Source organism: Proteus sp. G2673 (genome assembly GCF_009915125.1).
Lineage (GTDB): Bacteria > Pseudomonadota > Gammaproteobacteria > Enterobacterales > Enterobacteriaceae > Proteus > Proteus penneri.
Window position 1 is genome coordinate 1 of the sequence record NZ_JAABLT010000021.1, and the last position, 20,906, is coordinate 20,906.

Genomic DNA, 20,906 nt, shown 5'->3' on the forward strand with positions numbered 1-20,906 from the left:
AATAAATGACACGCCACCAAGGGTCGGCTAATTCATCGTTAGTTTTCCGCCGACTGACAGTTGATTTTCCTAAATAAAACCCCTCATCGGTTACAATAATATCGAAAAAAGAAGAGTAGTAACCGGGATGATCAGTATGAATACCAAACCCCCCATTTGTGGGTCTAAAGTTTTTCCCACCATCCAAGGTGACAAGAATAGCGTTAACACACCCCCATTTAGTGCCTGCACATTGATCGGTTTTTCGACTCAGTACCGCAGGGAAAACTAAAGCATCATCGCGCTCGGTTGCCCAAATTAGGCGTCCTTGGTATAAACAGGCTGAGCCGTATAATATTTCTTGATGGATATTATTTTTTGTATTGTTGTAATAGGTGATCCCTTCACGTCTTTCATTATATTGCTCCAAGGTAAAAAAGCGGTGGTCATCAATACGGTAAATGACGGTGGGAGGGCCATAACTTTTAATTTCTTCGGCGATTAAGCGTTGTTGTTCGGCTCTATCTTGCTCCGCTTTAATCGCAGCTTTTTCTTTTAATGATAAACAGCCAGAAAGTGTCGATGTAGATAGGAGTAAAATAAAAAAGTAGGATAATTTATATTGCATTATTCATTTTCTCCATAAGGTAATAATTTAATTAAAATGTCGTTTATTGCATTAGAATTTATACGAGTTGTTTTACCTTCGGAGTCAGAAATACCTTTTATAATTTCTCCACTAGGTAAGGTAATTTGATAACGCTGATTAGCTATCGGCTCTCCTGAAAGTGGGTTTTTAATAACAAACCATTCACTAAATTCTTCTGGTGAAAAAGATTTCATAGCACTTTCTACACTTTGTGGGCCTAATTTTTGAATACCATTATTTTTAATCAATAACTTTCCAGGCCCACCAATTTCTACATTTCCATCTTTAATTCGTATATATCCGCCACCACAAGATAAGAGGAGTTCCTCTTGAGCTGATAGCACCATTTTTTTACCACTACTTATTATTGAATCTTGTGTTGACCATGTTGATAGACGACCGTCTTGTGCCTGAATTTCTATATCACCTGTTTTGGCAAAGATTTTTGCTCCCATTCTGGAAAAGAAACTCATCATTTCACCAGCTGCTAAAGTGAATTTTTTAAATGCTCCAATATCAACTTGTTGGTTTGCTGTTAGTGTTAAATTTTCTTCAGCAGAAAGTTGTAAATTATCACCACTGGTTAGTGCTATTCCGTCAGGTGCGGTGGCTAATAGCACTGATTTTTTTAATTGGATTAATTTTTTTTCTAAGCTTTCTTGCTGCTGTTGGATATTTGAAGCGAGAGCACTGGCATGTTCCGCACTTTGGGTCAATGTTTGCATTTCTATTAATGCAGCAGTGAGTTGTGATTGAGCCTCCTTCATCGCCAGCACTTCACCGCCTGCTTTGGCTTGATTATCTGCACTAATAAATAATCCTTTACCTGCTCTTATAGCTCCCCAACTATCGGTGCGTAATTCAAAACCTTCTCCTCGTTTATCGCGGTTAGCATCGACAATATGCCCTAAATTTAATTGTGATTTTCCCCCATATTCGGTACTGAGTTTAATATGCTCCTGCCCGCGTTTATCTTCCATTCGCAATTTATTATTTGCAGGGGTACGAATCACATTACGTGTGTTGTTTCTATCCGTTACATGATCGGGATGGCGTGAATCATGAAGTGCATGAGCGATATAAGGTCGGTCAGGGTCGCCTTCATGAAAGGCGATAGCGACTTCTGTGCCTTGAATTAATGGAAAATGCATCCCATAGGTATCGCCGGCATAAGGTTTTGCCAAACGTACTGGCATACTTTCATAACCTAAGGGTTTTTCGTCACGATCGGCATCAAATTTTACCCAATAAAAGCCATCTTCATTTTGATGCGCATAAATATCGTTATCTTTAGCACTGGTGATACGTGCGGTAAGTGTACCGGTGATAATTGGGCGAGGTTTAACGGCTGGGCGCCAGCAAAGGGTTTCACTGTAAGGAATAGCATTAAATCGCACTTGCAGCGCTTTTTCTCGACCGCCACTAAAACGTAGACGAGTGATTAAAATCGGTGATTGAAACACAGAGGGTAGTGATGAAGGTATTGTGTTATCAGTGATAGAAAGCACTTGTAGCGGTGATAAAGTATCTGCATTACTTTCGCCTTTTAAGCGTGTTTGACGAGTTAAAAAACGCTCATGATCAAGCCGTGCCCAAAAGTTTGCGGTTTCTGCTTCTGGATTGAGTTTATCACCGCGAGAAAGATGTCTAGCTTGATAGTGATAAACTTCACCATAGTGAATTTCATCTCCTTCACCGCGTGTCATATCCGTTACTGCTGAAATCAAGGTGTCTTGAGCTTGCCGATGGTTGTAATCTTTGGTTAGTACATTTTGCTCGACTACTTGATGATGTAATGATAATCCCCACACACTTTCTTGGTGATTATCATTCATACCAGACGGACTATTGAGTGGTAAGGTTTTATCAAAGGTATAAGCACTTTGGCGATCGGCAAAACGAATAACTTCGGTTTGGGTTTGATCTTGTAAATAAAAAGAGTAAAAAATACCAACTTCACTTAATAGTCGTTCGATAAATTGACGATCACTTTCATTATATTGATTAATTTGCTCACGCTTTGGATATTCATTTTTAAGCGTAAATTCAAATTCCCAATCTTTAAAATTATGTTCACGTAAAATTTGACTCACGACATCAGGAACAGATTGATTGAGGAAAAATCGATGAGAGCGAATTTGATGACGTAATAAGGCAAAAACAGGTTCAATGACGAGTTGATAACGCGCTTCATCAACCGAGCCCGATAGACGCCGAAATTGTGTGATCACACCATGAACTTGCTTGTTGATGGAATTTTGAGTTGCTAATTCCGCAATGCTATTGAGAGGGGGGGTAAAAGAGAGCGTTGCACTACGGCGCAATAGTTGTTGCGGTTGTAAATCCTGAGCTTGGCAAGTAAAGGTAATTTGATAATGATAGGTATCGCTAATTGCTTCACGACCCGTGAAATGTTCAACATCAAATAAAATATTACAACCTTGTACATTGAGATGATAGCGATTTTGTCCGATTAGTGTATTTTTCACGAGATCAATTATGCTCATTCCTCAATCTCCTGTTGTTTATCTAATACCTGTTTTTTTGTTGGCAACTCATCACTAAAACTCAACGTAATACCTTCTTCTTCATTAAAGCCCAAAATGACATATTGCGATTTTTCAGCACAGGCTTGGCGCAAAAGAAGTTGTTGGCTAAGAATAGGCAGGATCTGTTGATTAAGTAGACTATCGATATTTCGGGCACCTGTGTCTGGTAATAAACAGGCATCAACAATGGTATCGTAGAGCGTTTCTTCAACAATACCAGTTAATCGATAGTGGGTATAAAGTCGCTCGATCACATTTTTTAATTTCATCTCAACAATAATGCGTAGTGCTGTTGCATCGAGAGGGCGATAAATTAATGTTTGGAAGCGTGCCAGTAGTGCAGGTTGGAAATGTTCACGCAAAATAGGGCGAAGCGTTTCTTGTAAATCGCTATCGGTACTTAATGGTGACTCTTCTAGTTGTTGCATTAAATAATCACTGCCTAAATTTGCAGTCATTAAAATAACTGTATTACGAAAATCAATTTCACGACCTTCACCATCACGCATAAAGCCTCTATCAAATACTTGATAGAACAGATTTAAAACATCACGATGTGCTTTTTCAACTTCATCCAGTAACACAATACTGTAAGGGCGTTTTCTGACCGCTTCCGTTAATACGCCACCTTGACCGTATCCGACATAACCCGGAGGAGAACCTTTTAATTGACTGACGGTGTGAGCTTCTTGGTATTCAGACATGTTAATTGTGATTAACGATTTTTGGCCACCAAATAGACATTCTGCCAATGCAAGTGCGGTTTCTGTTTTACCTATACCACTAGGACCCACTAATAAAAAGACACCTTGAGGCCCATTTTCAGAAACTAATCCGGTTCTTGATGCACGTAGACGCTGTGCCAACGCGAGTAGCGCGTTGTCTTGCCCTATAACGTATTTTGATAAGTTACTTTCTAACTCTAATAAGCCAATTTGTTCATCTTTAAGTAGGCTTGAAAGCGGAACACCTGTCCAATCAGCAATAACAGTTGCTACAGTACGAACATCAACATCGGGATTTAATAGCGGAGCGTCTTGTTGTAACTGAATAAGTTGTTGCTGAAGTTGTGCTGAAAGCTTTGCATTTTTAGGATCTTGTCTGCTTTCAATTAACTGACAGATAATCTCTTTTTCTTGTTCAAAGCGCTGTTCTAGTGTTTCGAGTTGAAGTGCTAATTGGGCATCTTGAGAAGATAAATCAGATAATTTTGTTTGATTGGTTAAATCACCGATAGTGATGTCATCTAGTATCGCTTTTTGTTCTAGTTCTAGCGCATAGCGTTTAGCTTTAATTCGGGTAAGCTCTTCAGGTAATGTATCTAAACTCATGCGAATTCTTGCACTGGCTGTATCAAGTAAATCCACTGCTTTATCAGGAAGTTGTCTACCTGTTAAATAACGACGTGATAATGTTACTGCGGCTTTTACGGCATCATCGGTAATATGTACACCATGATATTTGGCATAACGCGATTTAAGCCCCCGTAGCATTAAAAAGGCTTTTTCATCATCGGGTTCATCAACTTTTACGATATGAAAACGGCGTTCTAATGCGGCATCACGTTCAAAAAATTGTTTGTATTCCGACCAAGTGGTTGCTGCGATTGTGCGTAATTCACCTCGTGCTAATGCGGGTTTTAATAAGTTAGCGGCATCTGCGCCACCGGCTTGGTTACCTGCACCAATAATGGTATGTGCTTCATCAATAAATAATAAAATAGGTGTAGGTGATTGCTGAACAGCATCAATTACATTTTTGAGTCGTTGTTCAAATTCGCCTTTTACTCCTGCTCCTGCTTGTAATAGGCCTAAATCCAGAGTGCGTAATGAGGTGGTTTGTAAACTGATAGGGACATTTTTCTCAGCAATTCGCAGTGCAAGCCCTTCGACTAATGCTGTTTTACCAACCCCTGGCTCACCAACAAGAATAGGGTTGTTTTTACGACGACGAGAGAGGATATCGACCATTTGACGGATTTCATCGTCACGACCAAATACTGGATCAATCTCACCAAGACGCGCTTTTTCAGTGACATCAATCGTAAACTTATTTAATACAGCTAGTAGTGCTTCACTTAATGTATGACCAATAATGGCGTTGTCAGGGGAAGTTGAAGGGTGATCGTTATTTTCGTGGTCTAGGTTATTTTCAGCAGTATGATTATGCACCGCAAGTTGTTGAACTTCAGGTCTTTCATCTGATTGGGCATCAAGTAAAGGTCTTAATCGTTGTAGCTGTGTTTCACCCAATGTCATTAAAGGCCAGAGTGCATCAAGTTGAACTAATGCGGGCTGTTTTGTCATGGTGTGTAAGAGGTGTACGCTGCGAATTTGTTCGATATCTTCATCAAGAGAAGCAATTACCCATGCATTTTTAATCAGTTCTAATAAGGGTTTGGATAATTGAGGTCGGCTACGTACTGAGCGAGGTAATTTATCAATTGCGTCAAGTAAGTCTTGCCAAAGTGCTGATAAATCCCATTCATAGCGACGAGCTAAAACAGTGATATCGCTTTCACCTAGCTCTAGAATTTTTAATAACCAGTGTTCAATAGTGACTTCTGCATGGGCGCGGGTTTGGCATAATGATGCCGCAGCTTCCAGCGCTTTTGCACAATAAGGATTTAATCGACGCAATAGCATAACAGATTGATTTTCCATGTTTTCTCCCAGTAATGAAGTCCCTATTGAGGGAATTTAGGTACGCTACCGCCCCTAGCCATAGACCGAGGCTCATAAGGTTATATTCTTCATATTTCAAGCTGTAGCGTTTACTCGTCATATTTCAAGTTGTAGCGTTGTTGACTACACTCACTCGCACTAGTCACATGTTCCTAGCGACTCATTCATTTGTCGCCTAGCTACACCTTGAACTATTTAGAGTATTTACTCGTCGGGCTTTAAATTATTTAGGGTATAAATAAGTAATAGTGTTTGATTTCAATAGGTTTAAAAACAGGCGGTTAACCGCCTGTTTGTTTTGGTTTTACGCAGTGGCACGTTCATTCCATGAATCTGAATGAATGATATTTCCGTCTTTGTAAGTCCAAGTGATTTTTTCGTAACGCAATTCAATTTCTTCGAGGTGATTGTGTTTCTCTTTGGTTGGATCTTTGATGTTGTGCATCTTAGGCGCTACTTTGACTACTTTGACGTTTTCAAGTGTGGTATTGAAATATTCAACTTCTTGGCCTGCGTCATCGATGCGATACCACTTAAACTCGGCCTTTTTCAATGTTTGTCCAGTTGTCACTGCCTTGTATAGATACGGGCTGGAAGCATCAATTTCTTTGACAAAAATAAAGGGGGTATGGATACGTGTACCGGTTAATTTGCCAGTATTGTTATCTGTTGGAATATACAAGTTGTGATCTTGAGCAACGACTTCAATACTGCCTTCACGATCTTGAACATTCACAGAGCCTTTGATATCCGCATTACCGTCATCTTTTAACCAGAGGTATACAGGAATAGCCATTTTTACATCTCCTTTTTAAGGGTTAGTTGCCACTATCCTTCAGTGGCGTAAGGTCATCAGCTAATACCTGACAAGCGTCAGCTTGAGGTATCAGGCGAATTTCAACTCGACGATTACGAGCTCGTCCATCTAGTGTTGAGTTATCTGCAACGGGCTGATGTTGGCCATATCCTTGCACTGCAAAGCAAGAGGGGGCGATATCACTGGTTTTGATCATCCAGTCACGTACGGCTTCAGCTCGTTTAAGAGAAAGTTTTTGGTTTAAATCGGGATTACCAGTGTTGTCGGTGTACCCAGAAATAACAATTAACCAACCAGGTTTGGCTTTTATATTGATAAGCGTATCAACAAGCACTTTGGTGGCTTCATTTTTTAATTTGTATTGACCTGAAGCGAAGAGAGCCAGACTATCTAGCGTCACCATTTCAGGAACTTCTTGTACGATGATCGGTGCTGGTGGTTGTGGGAGAGCCCATGAACTGAGCAAGGCATGCAAATAAGGTAAGATGTTATTTCCTTGATATAACGCTAAAGAATAGCGAGCAGGAATACCTTCTCGTTGCCAATGAGAAAGAAATGTTGCATCTGAAAGTAACTGTTGATAAGCCACTTTTTTAGGTTCTAAATTCTCATCGCTAATACTTTTAAAGTGATTGATATCATTACTATTATCGTAGATTAATTGCTTGTTATGGTGATAGCTACCAGAGAGTGCACCAATAAGAAATAATCCACAAATCATGCCAATAACACCAAAGGTAGTTTCTATTTTTAATAAATTGACATCGTAAGTGAGTTTATCAATCACAATGTCTGGTAAGGGTAATTCGTCATTATTATTTGATGTTTTAATAATCGTCGGAAATAACGTGGTTTTATGGTGAATAAATTGAGCCCAACTATTATTTGAAATGGTAGGAACAGTTGTAAATTGCATTGCCCAAGCAACAGGTATGAGACTCGGAGTACCTGACTGAGCAACTGTAAGCAGAGGAATAAATTCACTTTTTAACCAAGCGAGTAATTGATCAAGCCAGAGAGCCATGGTGAGTTGGTTTTCGGTTTGCTCTCTATTTTGTGATAACCATGTTGAAATAGATTGAGTTGCCAGATTATCAGAGATAACAAGTAACTCTGGTTGGTCATTTAAATAGATTATCCACGGTGTTATGTCATCAAAATGTGAATTGAGATAATTAACTGGAGAGTTAAGATAAAGTGTTACCCAAAAAGGTAATGTTTTACCTGTTTTTTTATTGCTTTCATGAATAGCACGACGCCAATTAAGTGTTTCTTGAGTTACTTCTTCTAGCTGTAATTGCTGTTCAGGTAATAAAGCGTATAACAGTGATAATCGACGTAATTGTAAGGGGGCAATATCAACAATATGTTGAGTGATGTTGATCAAATCAATAGGAGAGACAGCGCGAATATACCAACCTTTCGCTGTTTCCCGATAGGTCTGGTTTTCATGAAAAAGCATTTGTGATTGACCACAAACAATAATAACAGCGCCTTGATAGTTATCAGGAGGGAGCAGATTTGTAAGCGCATTTTTAAGGTAGGGAGTACTTTTCTGCTGACGGAAAAACCAGACGCATAAAGAGAGTGTGACAATACAAATAAAGGCCGTCAGAAAATAGGAGATCTCTTTACCAAAAGACCAAAATCCCCAAAGCAACCACAATAATAAGCTTGCTGAAAACAATGTAATACACTGTTTTATCCTATTTTTTTGCATCACTTTCCTTGTATGACCCATTGTTGAAGTAAATTTTCTAATGACACAGAAAAACCCCACCACAGCATGGCAAGCACCACAATTCCCCCAAACCAACCTAACCAATAAATATGACGACGATTTATACGAGGCTTGGGTTTCATCACTAAAGGTAAATCATTTGATAGTGCATAGGTGGGAAGTTGAGTATTGAGTAGTTCAATAATTTGTTCACGTTCAGGGGCATTGGTTTGGCGATATTTACCAACAAAGCCCAGTGTAATCACACGGTGAAAACAAATAAGTACATCATGGTTAGGTGCTGGCTCATTTAATAGATTACGCAACCTATCCCATAGTTTGTCACCTGCTTCTAATGTATTGAAATACTTGGCTTGTAATGGGGATTGTATCCACTGAATGTAACCGTCATCACGCTCGGTACGATTCATCACGCTTTCATCAATTAATGCACATTGTGCATAAAGCATATTTTCGATGGCAGATTGGGAATAGCCTTTTTCTGTGAGTTGTTGGCGTGTTTTATCAATATGTTCACAGACGCGTTGATAGAAGGCTTTGCCATCAGTAATTTCAGCACCTTGACGTAGCTGACATACCATTAACCAAGTATCAGCAAAAAGCATATCAATCATGTTATTTTTAGCTGTTCTTGTATTCGTTATCATGAGCGAAGTACCGCAAAAAGTTCTAGCTGAATTTCACCTAATGTTCCTGGCACATAAAAAGCACAGTGACCTGAAGAGAGCATGGCTTGACCAGCTGAATTATTGAGTTCAAGTGCAAAATAGTGATTTTCTAAACGCAGTGGGATAGCGGCAGGAACATGTGTTAATGGCTGTAATGGAATACCATTAAGTGCGACATTAACCACACTAGCAACATCGTCATTACTACCCGCTTTACAAAGTAATGGAAACTGAGTGATCAACAAATGAGCTGGCAATGCAGAACGTACTGAAAGATAGAAATCAGCATCTTCGCGTAGGCGAGGATCATGCAATTCGCCACGCCAGAATGGCCCTTCTTTATCAAGAGCAATACTAATCACACGTGAAGGTAAACTCGCTTCTAACAGAGTATTCAGTAAGCTAAATAACGGTGGAAAAACCTGTTCAGGAAATGAGTGTTGATAAAGCGGAATATCACCATTTTCATGGTCGAGTGAAAATGTCAGTAGTGCACCCGCTAGACGTACTAATTCACGATAAAGAAGCTCTGGATGACGCCCCATTGATGAGAGTAATTCACTTAATACAGGCTCAGCACTGTTTATCGCATTTAGTAGCCAAAAGAGCGAGACATCAGCGACAGCAAAATCAGCCATCTGCTCATTATTTTCACGGCGCATAGTCATTAGGCGGCGACGCTTGGCGACTAAACGATGCATGAATTCTGAGAATAATGTGGTTAATTCATCGCTTGCACTACAACTCAATAATGGGGGAATAAAATGTTTATCTATTTCCCATGCACCTTGGGCATTGCGGATTAATCGAGCGATGGGACAAGTCATGTATGCGCTATTTTCTTCATGAGCATAACGCAAAGTAATATTGTGCCTTAACACGGCGATATCCGTCTGTTCTTGACCAATTAAATCTTGTACTTTCATCCACTCTTGATAGAACGGTTGTGGCCTATCAGAGCGTCCTTCTTGCATAAGATTGCCACCATTAGCCAGTAATAGAGGTAATGCGAGAACGATATCAAGTGTTTGATGTTGTGAATAATGACTAAGCTCATTAACGGGCGGTAAGTTGTCAGCTAGCGTTGTATCAACTAGCGTGCCGTCAGGAAAACGCACAATTAATTTTTGTGCGCTAAGGCGTGAAATAGTTAAAGCACTTTCATCAAACTCAGCACAAATCACGCCCCATGTTGATGCAATCGTCATATTGGCAATAGTGCTAGTGAGATAGCTATCCCATCTTGCTTGTTGTTGAAATTGCTGAGGAGCCAAAAAGGCCCCATCACTCCAGAGGGGGCGGTATATTTTCATCCGTGTTTCACCTTATGCTTTCGCTTTTGGCATTTGAGATACTAACGAGAGATCGACATCCATTCCTTCCACTTGGAAGTGAGGAACGGCATACAGCTTCACTCTGAAAAAGCCTGGATTATCTTCAATATCTTCGACTACCACTTTGGCATCACGAAGCGGGTGAGAGGCTTGCAAATCATCACTTGGATCAGTCATTTCGGTCACTAAACTACGAACCCAATTATTCAACTCAAGTTCTAATAAACGACGATCTTTTGTCGTACCAATATTTTCACGTTGAATTAATTTCAGATAATGAGCAATTCGGGAAAGGAGGAAAATATAAGGTAAACGCGCATTGATACGGCTATTCGCTGTTGCATCAGATGTTTCATAAATAGCAGGTTTTTGCGCAGAGTTTGCAGAGAAGAAACAAGAATAATCACGGTTTTTATAGTAAGACAATGGAATAAAACCGAGATTGGCAAATTCAAATTCTCGTGTTTCAGGGATCATCACTTCAGATGGAATTTTGACCTGACTCCCTGTTCCTAAATCAAAAAGATGAATAGGTAAATCTTTTACCGCACCACCTGCTTGAGGGCCACGAATTTGTACACACCAACCATTGTTAATAAAGCTTTTAACCATATTGGCAGCAAAAGCAAAGGTTGCATTTGTCCACAAATATTTTTCATGATCTGGACCTTTTACTTCTTCAATATAATTAAAGCTACGTACAGGAATGGTGTCTGGTCCATAAGGAAGACGACCTAAAACGCGCGGCATCGTCAAGCCAATATAGCGGGCATCATCAGAGTCACGGAAAGATTTCCATTTGATGTATTCAGCACGGTCAAAGTAGTTACTGATGTCTTTAATGGCAGCAACTTCTTCCATGGATTCTTTACCAAAAAAGGCTGGACCAACAGAACCTATGAATGGCATATGTGCAGAAGCTGAAACTTTCGCAATATTACGTAGTAAAGCGATATCTTGAGGACCACGATCAAACTCATAGTTAGAGATAATAGCCGCAATAGGTTCGCCACCCGGAGTATCGTATTCTTCGATATAAGTATGGTGATATAGACCGCTTTGGATTGTTTCTGGGCAATCCTCAAAATCTTGGCGTAAATCATCTTTAGCTATATCGAGTAGCTCAATTCTAACATTTTGACGAAAATCAGTGCGATCAACTAAGAATTTTAACCCACGCCATGCGGATTCAATTTTTTGAAATTCAGCGTGATGCATGACTTCATCAAGTTGTTGGCTAATTTGTCTATCTAGATCAGCAATATGGTGATCAAGTAAGTTTCGGTCTAAACGTTCGACTTTTTGACCTGAGGATTTTAGACGATCGAGAAAAACTTGAACGGCAATAGTAACGCGCTCATTTGCTGTTGTATCTGCCAGAGCGCTATTGTCTTGGAAGATATTAATATCACTTACCTGAGAAACAGGTGTGAGATTAATTTTTTCAAAGAGTGAGGCGTAAACACCGCTATTCGCGGACTCATCAAGTACTGTTGTTGTACTTTTTGAAATACTTTCGCTATTAACTGACATAAGCATAATCCTGTAATGATAAAACCTAATTAGTCTTTTTTCGGTGCGAGTTGAGATAATTCCTCGCGTAGTTCATCACTTAGTGCAGGATCTTTAAGGATATTTTCGAGTTCACGGCGAAAAGTGATGTTATCAAGGAGGTTAGACTTTAAGTCACGTAAGAGATTACGCATTGCTAACATGGCGCGTAGTTGAGGTATCTGGCGAGCAACTTGTTCTGGTTCAAAGTCTGCCATCTCTTTAAATGACAGATTAATGTTTTCCTCGCTACCATCATTAGCTAATGTATTTTTTACAGTAAGATTGACGGAAGGGGAAAATTCAGTAAGTACATTGTTGAAGTTATTTTTATTAATGTTGACCTTTTCTCTTTCTGAAAGAACGCGTTTATCCTTTCCGTTGCTGTAGTCGCCGATAGACAATAGTTTTAAAGGCAACTCAACTTTTTTCTGTGCACCACCTGTATGTAAGTCGAGTTTTATATTTACCCGAGCTTTAGGCACTTCATTTTGAAAACTATCTGACATAATAAAATCCTTGTATTAAACGAATAAAGGATCTCTTGAGAGTGGGGGATATTAAGTAATTTCACTACCAAGAAATTTATTTTAAGGCATACCTTTTTATATTAAATAAAATTAAATAAATCAATTTATCTTAATATTTTTAAGAGGTGTCTCTAAAATTAAAATGAAATAGAAAGAAAATACCTCATAAACAATTAGAGGTACATTCCAAATAAACATCATATATTGATGTTTATTCTATATATTATTTGATTTTCCAATAAAACACTTCTTAATTAAGTTGTTTATGTTGGATTGACTAGTATATATACATAGTAGATATTCTTATTGGTAACGATTTGTTATTATTACTATCGTTATTAAGTAATATACTGGATGATAAGAGAATAGAAATAAAGCAATGGCACTCTTTAAATCTTAAACTTTAATATTTGTATTTCTAAGTATTAATTATTAAGTAAAAAAGAGCTATTTAACTTCCTTTCTTTCATTCTTTTTTTGATTAATTAATGTGTGATTTTATAAATACTTTGATTAAATCAGAAGGAATGCAGATAAAACTATTCTTGAGATAAATCCCAATAATAGAGCTAGCAATGATTGAGGGTATTGGGGAGAAAAGGAATTATCGTTTTACGATGATAATTAAAATGAAAATATAAAGGGGCGTAAATCCCCTTTATATCGTTAATAATAATTAATTTAGCTACTTTAGGTAATCTAATGGCCAATGTTTGAAATAAATATGATTAGCTTGCCAGTCTACTTTTTCTGTATTGTCGTTTAATAAATGGCGAGCCACGGTAAAGGCAAATTCAAAACTTACACCTAATCCTTTTGCACTGATAAATTTTCCATCGACAACAACATCTTGATCAAGATAATTGCCATCATCATATTTATCTGCCAATTTATCACCTGTACTGTAATGACGACCTTCAAGAAGATGATGTGCCGCTAATACTTTTGCTCCTGAAGAGCACAGTGCACAAATATATTTATCTTCAGCAATATGGCGTTTAATAAATTGAATAACTTGCTCGTTAGCGCATAAACGATCGGTGCCTTTAGGACCTCCCGGCATCATTATTGCGTCATAGCTATGTGTCAGTTTTTCAGTTAATAAAAAATCAGCACTGATTTTAGTTTCAAAATAAGTATTTAATACCAAACTATCCATGCAAGAAAGTACATCAACATGAATATCAAGACGGCGCATGATATCAATAAAAACAACAGCTTCACCTTCTTCAAATCCATCAGCTAATAAAACGGCAACCTGTTTCATTTTATTTATCCCTTATCTGTTTTTAGTAATGAGTGGATATTTTGAATATGATTAACAATGGTCTGTTTATCTTGTTTATCAATCGTATCTGCTGTGGCAATCCAGCTTCCTCCGCAAGCAACAACTTGTGGAATAGCAAGATAATCACTCACGTTATTTAAACTAATGCCACCCGTTGGCATAAATTGTACTTGTGCGTAAGGTGCCGCAAGTGCTTTTAGCATTTTTACACCGCCAGAGGCTTCTGCTGGGAAGAATTTAACTAAGGTTAGGCCTCTTTCAAGGGCAACTTCTATCTGGCTTGGGTTGTTAATTCCCGGCACAATGTTGATGCCATTATTCAGACAATAATCAACGGTACTTGGGTTATAGCCCGGAGAAATAACAAAGCTAGCCCCAGCTTCTTTTGCCATATCTGCTTGTTGTGCTGTCAGCACGGTTCCTGCGCATAAAATAAGCTCAGGAAAATGCTCATGCATTAGCTTAATAGCTTTAGCTGCCGCAGGTGTACGAAAGGTGATTTCAGCAACAGGTAATTGATTTTGGGTTAGAATTTCACCCAGCCAGATTGCATCTTCAGCGCGATTAATTTGGATCACGGGGATCACTTTCAGTGATGAAAGAGTATCAACAATTGACTGTGTCATGGTTGTCCTTGATTAGTGTGTAGAATGAATCCGTTATTTCATGAGGAATGATAGCGCCATGGTGTTGAATAACGAGTCCGGCTAAGGTGTTTCCCCATAAACAGCAAGTTGGTAAGCGATTATTTTGTAGCCAAGCAGCAATAAAGCCAGCATTAAACGAGTCACCTGCGGCAGTGGTATCAACAACAGAATCTATCGGTTTGGGAGAAATATAGCCCGAATTTTTACCATCAGACCAGAAAGCGCCATGAGCACCGAGTTTGACAATCACGTTTTGATTGCCCCATTGATGAAGGCGTTGTGCAATATCTTGTTCTGTCAAAACGGGTTGTTGCCAAAGCATTTGCTCATCATCCCCCGTAACTAAAGCGATATCGCTAAGTCTGTACAGTTTTTCAAACCACGCTTGTGCATGAGGTATTGAATCCCATAAACGAGGTCGATAATTTGAATCCACAATTAAAGTGAACCCTCGTTGTTTAAGGTGGGTTAATTGCGTGAGTAGAGCCTCTTTACCTTCCTGCGTTAAAATAGCAAGAGAAATTCCGCTGAGATAAATCACACTATTATCAGGTAGTGCATTGAGATGTGTTGTAAAACGGCTATCTGTTGCAATATAACGTGCTGCTGCATCATTACGCCAATAGTGGAAACTGCGCTCACCACAAGCATCAATTTCAATGGCATACAGACCGGGCAGTTTTTCGGGAATAGTAATAACAGATTGGCAGTTGATCCCCTCGTTTTCCCATGCTTTTTGCATTAAGGCACTGTAAGTATCAGTGCCTAAACCTGTCATATAGTACGGATGTAATGAAGGGATAAGTCGTGATAGATAGAGTGCTGTATTTAACGTATCACCACCAAAACGTTGTTGTTGCGGTAAAAAAGGCTGACCACTAAGCTCTATCATACATTCGCCAATAATGGCGACAGTTCTATTTGTTTTCACAGTTTCCCATCACTTTTACAGACACGAATTTTATCTGCAACCACTGCTTTCATTGCGGCTTTGCCCGGCACAAGGTAATGACGAGGATCACTTGCATCAGGGTTATCCAAGAAGTACTGCTTGATTGCGTTAGAGAAGGCAATTTTCAGTTCGGTTGCGACGTTAACTTTGCATATACCTAAATCGATACAGTGTCGTACATCAGTATCAGGAATACCCGATGCACCATGAAGAACTAAAGGAATATCTGTTTTTTGGCGAATAATCTCTAAGCGTTCAAAATCGAGATGAGGTTCATGTTTGTACATACCATGTGCTGTACCGATTGCAACGGCTAATGAATCAATGCCAGTTGCTTTAATAAATTGTACTGCTGAATCCGGATCGGTGAATAGGGCATCTTTTGTATCAACGATAAGATCATCTTCCTGTCCACCAAGACGACCTAATTCAGCCTCTACAGTGCAATCCCAATGATGGCAGAAATTTACCACTTCTTTGACAATGCGAATGTTTTCTTCAAAATGAAAATGAGAGGCATCGATCATAGCGGATCGCACACCTGAAGTGACTTTATGACAAATATCAGGAATATCTTCATGGTGATCTAAATGTAGAGCAACTGGGATACGATATTGCTCTGCGGCCTGCTGGCAAATAGAGATCAAATAATCACTACCAGCATAAGCAAACGTGCTTGGTGTACCTGCTAAGATAACAGGTGATGCCATTTCAGCGGCTGTTTCCATCACGACTTGAATCGTTTCCAAGTTATGAATATTAAAAGCAGGCACAGCATAATTTTCACGCTGTGCTTTATTGAGCATATTACGAGTAGAAACCAGATACATGTTTGCCTCTCATCTTTCGTTTAATTACGAATTATAATAAATGAAAGAAATAGAAAGGTAAAAGATCTAAATCACATTTTATTGCTATTACAGTGAAAGCAAATGAAAGATGATTAGAAAAAATGTGCCATTTTAGAGCTGTAACTGGTGATCCCTTTGCGTAATAAATTATTTTTCGGTCGTCTTGACTGCCCTATCACGGTTTCAGCGACTTTTTGTGCTAAGGTCTGTTTTTCTAAACGGCGGGTTAATGGCGTTTGCTGAGTGGTATAATCTTCGCAAAAAATGACGTTTACCTCTTGTGTTGCTTTCACTCCAGTCACTAAAGCTTGAATCGCAGGGATTTCGAAACGAAAGTTATCTTTTTCGATAGGTAAAGGAAGTGAAGGTGTTTGCCATAAATTGATACGATCAGCACAATAAAGCGCGATAATCACGGCACGTAATGACCAAAAACTACTAGCAGGTCCACTGTAGTTATCAACCAAACGAGGATCGTGAGCAAATAAACCTTGCGTTGGCGCACCATTTTTTAATGCACCTTGAGAAATAAAATAACGTAGACTACTTTCAAAAGCGCGTTTTGCCTCGCCTACTTTGACTGAAGGACAATGTAAATCGACACCCGCTAATAATGGAGCAGAAACGGCAAGGCGATAGCAGGCGCTACGACCAAAAAAAGGAATACCTTTTGGGGTCATAAAATAAAGGTAATGTTGATTAAAGGTGTTAAGTGATTGAGTAATAAATGTCGCATCGAATTGAGGGTCAATTTGTGCTAACCAATACAGTGAATAGTAAAAACCCCACGCATTGTAGTAATCATAATTACCTTTTGCACCATCACGAAACCACCCATCACCAACATAAAACTCTTTTAATCGTTCATAGCGCCAATGTGCAATCGTGTCTTTTCCTGTGAGTGCTTTAATGACAAATTGAACGGTAAGAGGGAAGAAATGCCAATTATTATCAACAATTTCACAGTGATTAACTTGTTCGAACCAAGTAATAATTTGTTGTTGTGTTGCAGGTGCTAATGTATCCCACACCCATTCACGGCTTATCCAAAGAGTGAGTGCTAAATCAGATGCTTCACAGATCCGTTGATCGTAATCTTCAAGTTTCCCCCAATAGCCTTTATGAAGTGGGTCAGTACCATGAATAAAGCTTTGTGTGATGATTAAAGGTAAGTTGAAAACTTGATGATTTAGTCCTAACAATGTACTTTTCTGGCTGCTAACTATCCATGCGGCAAGTAGAGGAAGTACTCTGCTTACACCTTCAAGAGCATCAGTTCTTGCCGTTTGTTGCCCTGGACTTCCGGGATAATAAGCATGAGAGTAACCCCAGACTTGGTAATGATGAAAAGCCTGTGTGACATACTGTGTCAACATTTCGCATAAAGAGAAAAGTGACTTGTTTTCATCATTAAAAAAGTCAGTGATCGTTTTATCATAGCGACGATAAGCTGATTTCCTGACTAAGCGTCGAATGATATTTTCCTTAAATAAGCGTTGGTAGATTTCTACGTTTGGGTGCTCATAAGGAAGCTTGGGACGTGCTGAAGATGCAATTTTAATAGCCATTTTCGTATCTCAGAAAAAAGACGCATCCTTGCGAAACAAAACGGAAGCTCCGTATTAAGGTTTTGCGGAATCCACTAATATTTGATAGTGGTCTTGTCCCCAAATAACCGGTTTCGGTTTATCTTTGATCCACTGGTAATACGCATTTTTTAGTTCAGCAACTTTTTGTGGATTTTGTTTAGATAAATCAATTGATTCAGCCGGATCTTTTTTATCGTTAAAAAGCTGAGGCTGATTTTTCCCATCATCATAAAAATAGAGCGCCCATTCACCGTCACGTACAGCCCAAGCACCTTTAGAGAGTTTTTCTAAATTAGGATTTGTAGGTGGTGTTTTACGTTGATAGGTTATCCATTGGTGATATCCATGCCAAAACTCTTGGTTTTCTTCACTATAATGTTTAGTGCCTGGGCCTGCCCAATAAAGATAGTTGTGAGGGGATTTTGTTGTTTCGCCTTTAAGTAAAGGCATGATGTTTTTCCCTTCAACGTTTAGATCGTCAGGAATAGTAATACCTGCTGTTTGTAGTGCAGTCGGTAAAATATCAAGTGCGGAAATCATCTCATCACTTTTTGTACCTGCTGGAATGGTACCAGGTTGATAAGCAATAAAAGGAACTCTAACCCCACCATTAAACATTTGTCCTTTAAAGCCTCTATCCATTGCATTCATTGGCATTGGTGATTCATTAACGGCACCATTGTCGGATAAGAAAAAGATAAGTGTATTTTCTAATTCACCATTTGCTTTTAATTTTGCAATTATTTGGCCAATACCTTCATCGGCTGCGTTTAAGGCAGCAAAGTATTTATCTGCTTCAACATTACCCGTATCAAATTTCTCCATATATTTAGCAGGTGATGCTTGTTCCAACGGAATATGAGGAACGCTATAGGAGAGATTAATAAAGAATGGTTTATCTTTATGTTGATCAATAAATTTTAAGGTCTCATCCGTTAATAAATGCGTGGTATAGCCCGGAGCTGGAACATTGACACCATTACGCCAAAATGCAGGCGAATTCCATAAAGCCACACCCGATGCGTAATAGCTAAAGTCATAATCAAAACCTCGTTCATGAGGTGCGTAACCCGCTTCTGGTGTTGAGATCATGTTGTCGTGATAATCGCGGGTTTGTTTACTTTCATTAATTTTCGGTTTGCGGATCACTTTTGTATTGTGCCATTTTCCAATACTGGCTGTGGCATAACCATTTTCTTGGAAAAGTGAAGGCAATAGTTTGATATCTTGGGGAATACCTAAAATGGCATCATCATTACTGTAAGTACCAAAGCTTGCAGGAGAACGCCCAGTAAAAATACCTGCTCGAGAAGGGCCACAAACAGGATGAGCAACAAATGCATTGGTCATTTTGGCACCATTAGTTGCCATTTGACTGACATTTGGCATTGCAATGCGTGCAGCTTCAACCATCTTATTGATATCGCCTTCATAACGTGGCGGTGTTGGTCTTTGTGCTAATTCATCAACATTTAAGGTATCCAGTACAAAATCAAGCTGCCCTGTTCCTAAATCATCCATCACTATCAGTAAAATATTCGGCTTTTCAGGTGTACCGCCTGCATTGGCAGAGATTGGAATGCTTAAACATGACGTAGCAATCAGCCCAGCGAGTAAACTTTTTTTAACAGAAGGTAAGATCACGAATTGTCTCCAGAATAAACAAAATAAAAAGAGTTACTTTAAGTAATTTTTTTTCATCGCAGGGAGTGCATCACTAGCAAGCCCCCCACGTGAAATAGCTTGTTGCATTAATTGCATGCCTATCGCGGTATGGTGAAATATTTTTTTATAAGAGCGACATAGGTAGTTATGGCGATGTTTTTCGCCTTCAATAGCAATAATGCGATGTTTAGGGCAACCGCCGTAACATAAGCTTTGCACTTCACACTGTTTGCAAAGGCGAGTTTGTTTATCATATTTATTTTGGCCAAAGCGCTGTTGCTGTTTTGATGTGGCTAAATGAGCAAGACTATTTTGATGAATATTGCCCAAATTATTAGCGGGATAGACATAGTGATCGCAAGAGTAAACATCACCATTGGCTTCAATGATCAATGCCTGACCACAGGTTTTAGATTGAATACAAGTTGATGCGGGATATCCCATCCATGTGCCTAATAAACTATCAAATAAGCGGATATATATTTTCCCGATATCGCCTTGCCGTACCCATTCATCAAATACTTCAGCCATAAATTGCCCATAACCTTCAGCCGGAACAGAAAACGGCGCTAATTGTGCATTAGGGCCCGGTGCATAATGTCCTCCGTGAGTATGAGGAAAGCGTCTATCGACTTCGACAATGGGAATAAATTGAAAGAAAGTGGAGCCTAATTCTTTTAAGGCTTGATAAGTTTCTTTTCCTTTATTCCAGTTTTGGTCATTAACGACAGTGAGTGTGTTAAATTCGACACCATATTCATTGAGTAACTTAATTGCACGTTTTACTCGTTCAAAAGTAGGGCTTCCATTGACTGAAATACGATATTTATCGTGAACAGCTTCAATGCCATCAATTGAAACACCTAATAGAAAGTGATTATCAGCAAAGAATTGTGCCCATTGGCGATTAATAGCAATTGCATTGGTTTGTACACTATTTGTAATTGTCTTGCCGTTAGCAAATTGCTTTTGATATTTGACGACTTGTTCAAAGAAAGCTAATCCTGCAAGCGTTGGCTCGCCACCTTGCCAAGAAAAATCAACCTGATCTCCACCGTGTGACTGAATATAGTCTTTAATATAACGACGAAGTACACCATCTGGCATCACGGTATGGCCTGTCTCTTTTGTTTTATCTTGAAAAATATTTTCTTTTTCCAGATAAAAGCAGTATTCACACTTAATATTACAGTGGTAGCTTGTCGGTTTTGCCATCATATGAAAATAAGCAGGTTGATTTAATGCCATTAGTTATTTCCTGAGTTTCTTTTTTATCCTGTTACATTACGTAAAATTTATCAAAACAAAAGAGATTAAAATCACAAATACGAGATATCGAAAGCAAATGAAAGATTTTTACGAAAGATAAATACGATTATTTTCGATAAAAATACTTTCGATTCGATACTATT

Annotated in this window: 16 protein-coding genes; all 16 read right to left on the reverse strand. The window is 38.9% G+C overall.

Features of this window, described 5'->3' with window-relative positions:
• Window positions 1-607 (reverse strand): T6SS immunity protein Tli3 family protein (locus GWI59_RS11825; protein ID WP_161724720.1); only part of this gene is annotated, 607 nt, incomplete at its 3' end.
• Window positions 607-3,135 (reverse strand): type VI secretion system Vgr family protein, encoded by a 2,529-nt coding sequence (locus tag GWI59_RS11830; RefSeq protein WP_161671315.1) that lies wholly within the window; start codon window positions 3,133-3,135, stop codon window positions 607-609. The genes GWI59_RS11825 and GWI59_RS11830, both read right to left, overlap by 1 nt.
• Window positions 3,132-5,840, reverse strand: coding sequence for a type VI secretion system ATPase TssH (gene tssH, locus GWI59_RS11835; protein WP_161724723.1), 2,709 nt, complete (start codon window positions 5,838-5,840; stop codon window positions 3,132-3,134). Before tssH ends, GWI59_RS11830 begins: the two co-directional genes overlap by 4 nt.
• A gap of 325 nt (window positions 5,841-6,165) precedes the next feature.
• The gene (locus GWI59_RS11840) at window positions 6,166-6,657 is read right to left on the reverse strand and encodes an Hcp family type VI secretion system effector (protein ID WP_109399722.1); all 492 of its coding nucleotides are present in this window, start codon (window positions 6,655-6,657) and stop codon (window positions 6,166-6,168) included.
• Between the two features lie 22 nt (window positions 6,658-6,679).
• Window positions 6,680-8,398, reverse strand: coding sequence for an OmpA family protein (locus tag GWI59_RS11845; RefSeq protein WP_237585314.1), 1,719 nt, complete (start codon window positions 8,396-8,398; stop codon window positions 6,680-6,682).
• Window positions 8,398-9,066 (reverse strand): type VI secretion system protein TssL, short form, encoded by a 669-nt coding sequence (gene tssL, locus GWI59_RS11850; protein ID WP_006533865.1) that lies wholly within the window; start codon window positions 9,064-9,066, stop codon window positions 8,398-8,400. The genes GWI59_RS11845 and tssL overlap by 1 nt, the downstream gene beginning before the upstream one ends.
• On the reverse strand, window positions 9,063-10,400 hold the full coding sequence (tssK, locus tag GWI59_RS11855; RefSeq protein WP_109399725.1) for a type VI secretion system baseplate subunit TssK: 1,338 nt from the start codon (window positions 10,398-10,400) through the stop codon (window positions 9,063-9,065). The genes tssL and tssK overlap by 4 nt, the downstream gene beginning before the upstream one ends.
• A gap of 12 nt (window positions 10,401-10,412) precedes the next feature.
• Entirely contained in the window at window positions 10,413-11,960 is a 1,548-nt protein-coding gene (gene tssC / locus GWI59_RS11860; RefSeq protein WP_109399726.1) for a type VI secretion system contractile sheath large subunit, read from the reverse strand.
• A 23-nt stretch (window positions 11,961-11,983) separates the two neighbouring features.
• Window positions 11,984-12,481, reverse strand: a complete 498-nt coding sequence (tssB, locus tag GWI59_RS11865) for a type VI secretion system contractile sheath small subunit (RefSeq protein WP_072063430.1) — start codon at window positions 12,479-12,481, stop codon at window positions 11,984-11,986.
• Window positions 12,482-13,187: 706 nt separating this feature from the next.
• Window positions 13,188-13,769 carry a DJ-1/PfpI family protein gene (locus GWI59_RS11870; RefSeq protein ID WP_006533859.1) on the reverse strand — a complete coding sequence of 194 codons (582 nt, stop codon included), beginning with the start codon at window positions 13,767-13,769 and terminating at the stop codon, window positions 13,188-13,190.
• 5 nt (window positions 13,770-13,774) lie between these two features.
• The gene (locus GWI59_RS11875; protein ID WP_006533858.1) at window positions 13,775-14,416 is read right to left on the reverse strand and encodes a bifunctional 4-hydroxy-2-oxoglutarate aldolase/2-dehydro-3-deoxy-phosphogluconate aldolase; all 642 of its coding nucleotides are present in this window, start codon (window positions 14,414-14,416) and stop codon (window positions 13,775-13,777) included.
• Window positions 14,397-15,368, reverse strand: coding sequence for a sugar kinase (locus GWI59_RS11880; protein ID WP_109847820.1), 972 nt, complete (start codon window positions 15,366-15,368; stop codon window positions 14,397-14,399). The genes GWI59_RS11875 and GWI59_RS11880 overlap by 20 nt, the downstream gene beginning before the upstream one ends.
• Window positions 15,365-16,219, reverse strand: coding sequence for a tagatose bisphosphate family class II aldolase (locus GWI59_RS11885; protein ID WP_161669494.1), 855 nt, complete (start codon window positions 16,217-16,219; stop codon window positions 15,365-15,367). Before GWI59_RS11885 ends, GWI59_RS11880 begins: the two co-directional genes overlap by 4 nt.
• A 113-nt stretch (window positions 16,220-16,332) precedes the next feature.
• Window positions 16,333-17,808, reverse strand: coding sequence for a DUF2264 domain-containing protein (locus GWI59_RS11890; protein ID WP_109847818.1), 1,476 nt, complete (start codon window positions 17,806-17,808; stop codon window positions 16,333-16,335).
• 54 nt (window positions 17,809-17,862) lie between these two features.
• Window positions 17,863-19,473 (reverse strand): sulfatase-like hydrolase/transferase, encoded by a 1,611-nt coding sequence (locus GWI59_RS11895; protein WP_161724729.1) that lies wholly within the window; start codon window positions 19,471-19,473, stop codon window positions 17,863-17,865.
• A gap of 33 nt (window positions 19,474-19,506) precedes the next feature.
• Window positions 19,507-20,742, reverse strand: a complete 1,236-nt coding sequence (locus GWI59_RS11900) for an anaerobic sulfatase maturase (RefSeq protein ID WP_109399731.1) — start codon at window positions 20,740-20,742, stop codon at window positions 19,507-19,509.
• Window positions 20,743-20,906: the final 164 nt, after the last annotated feature.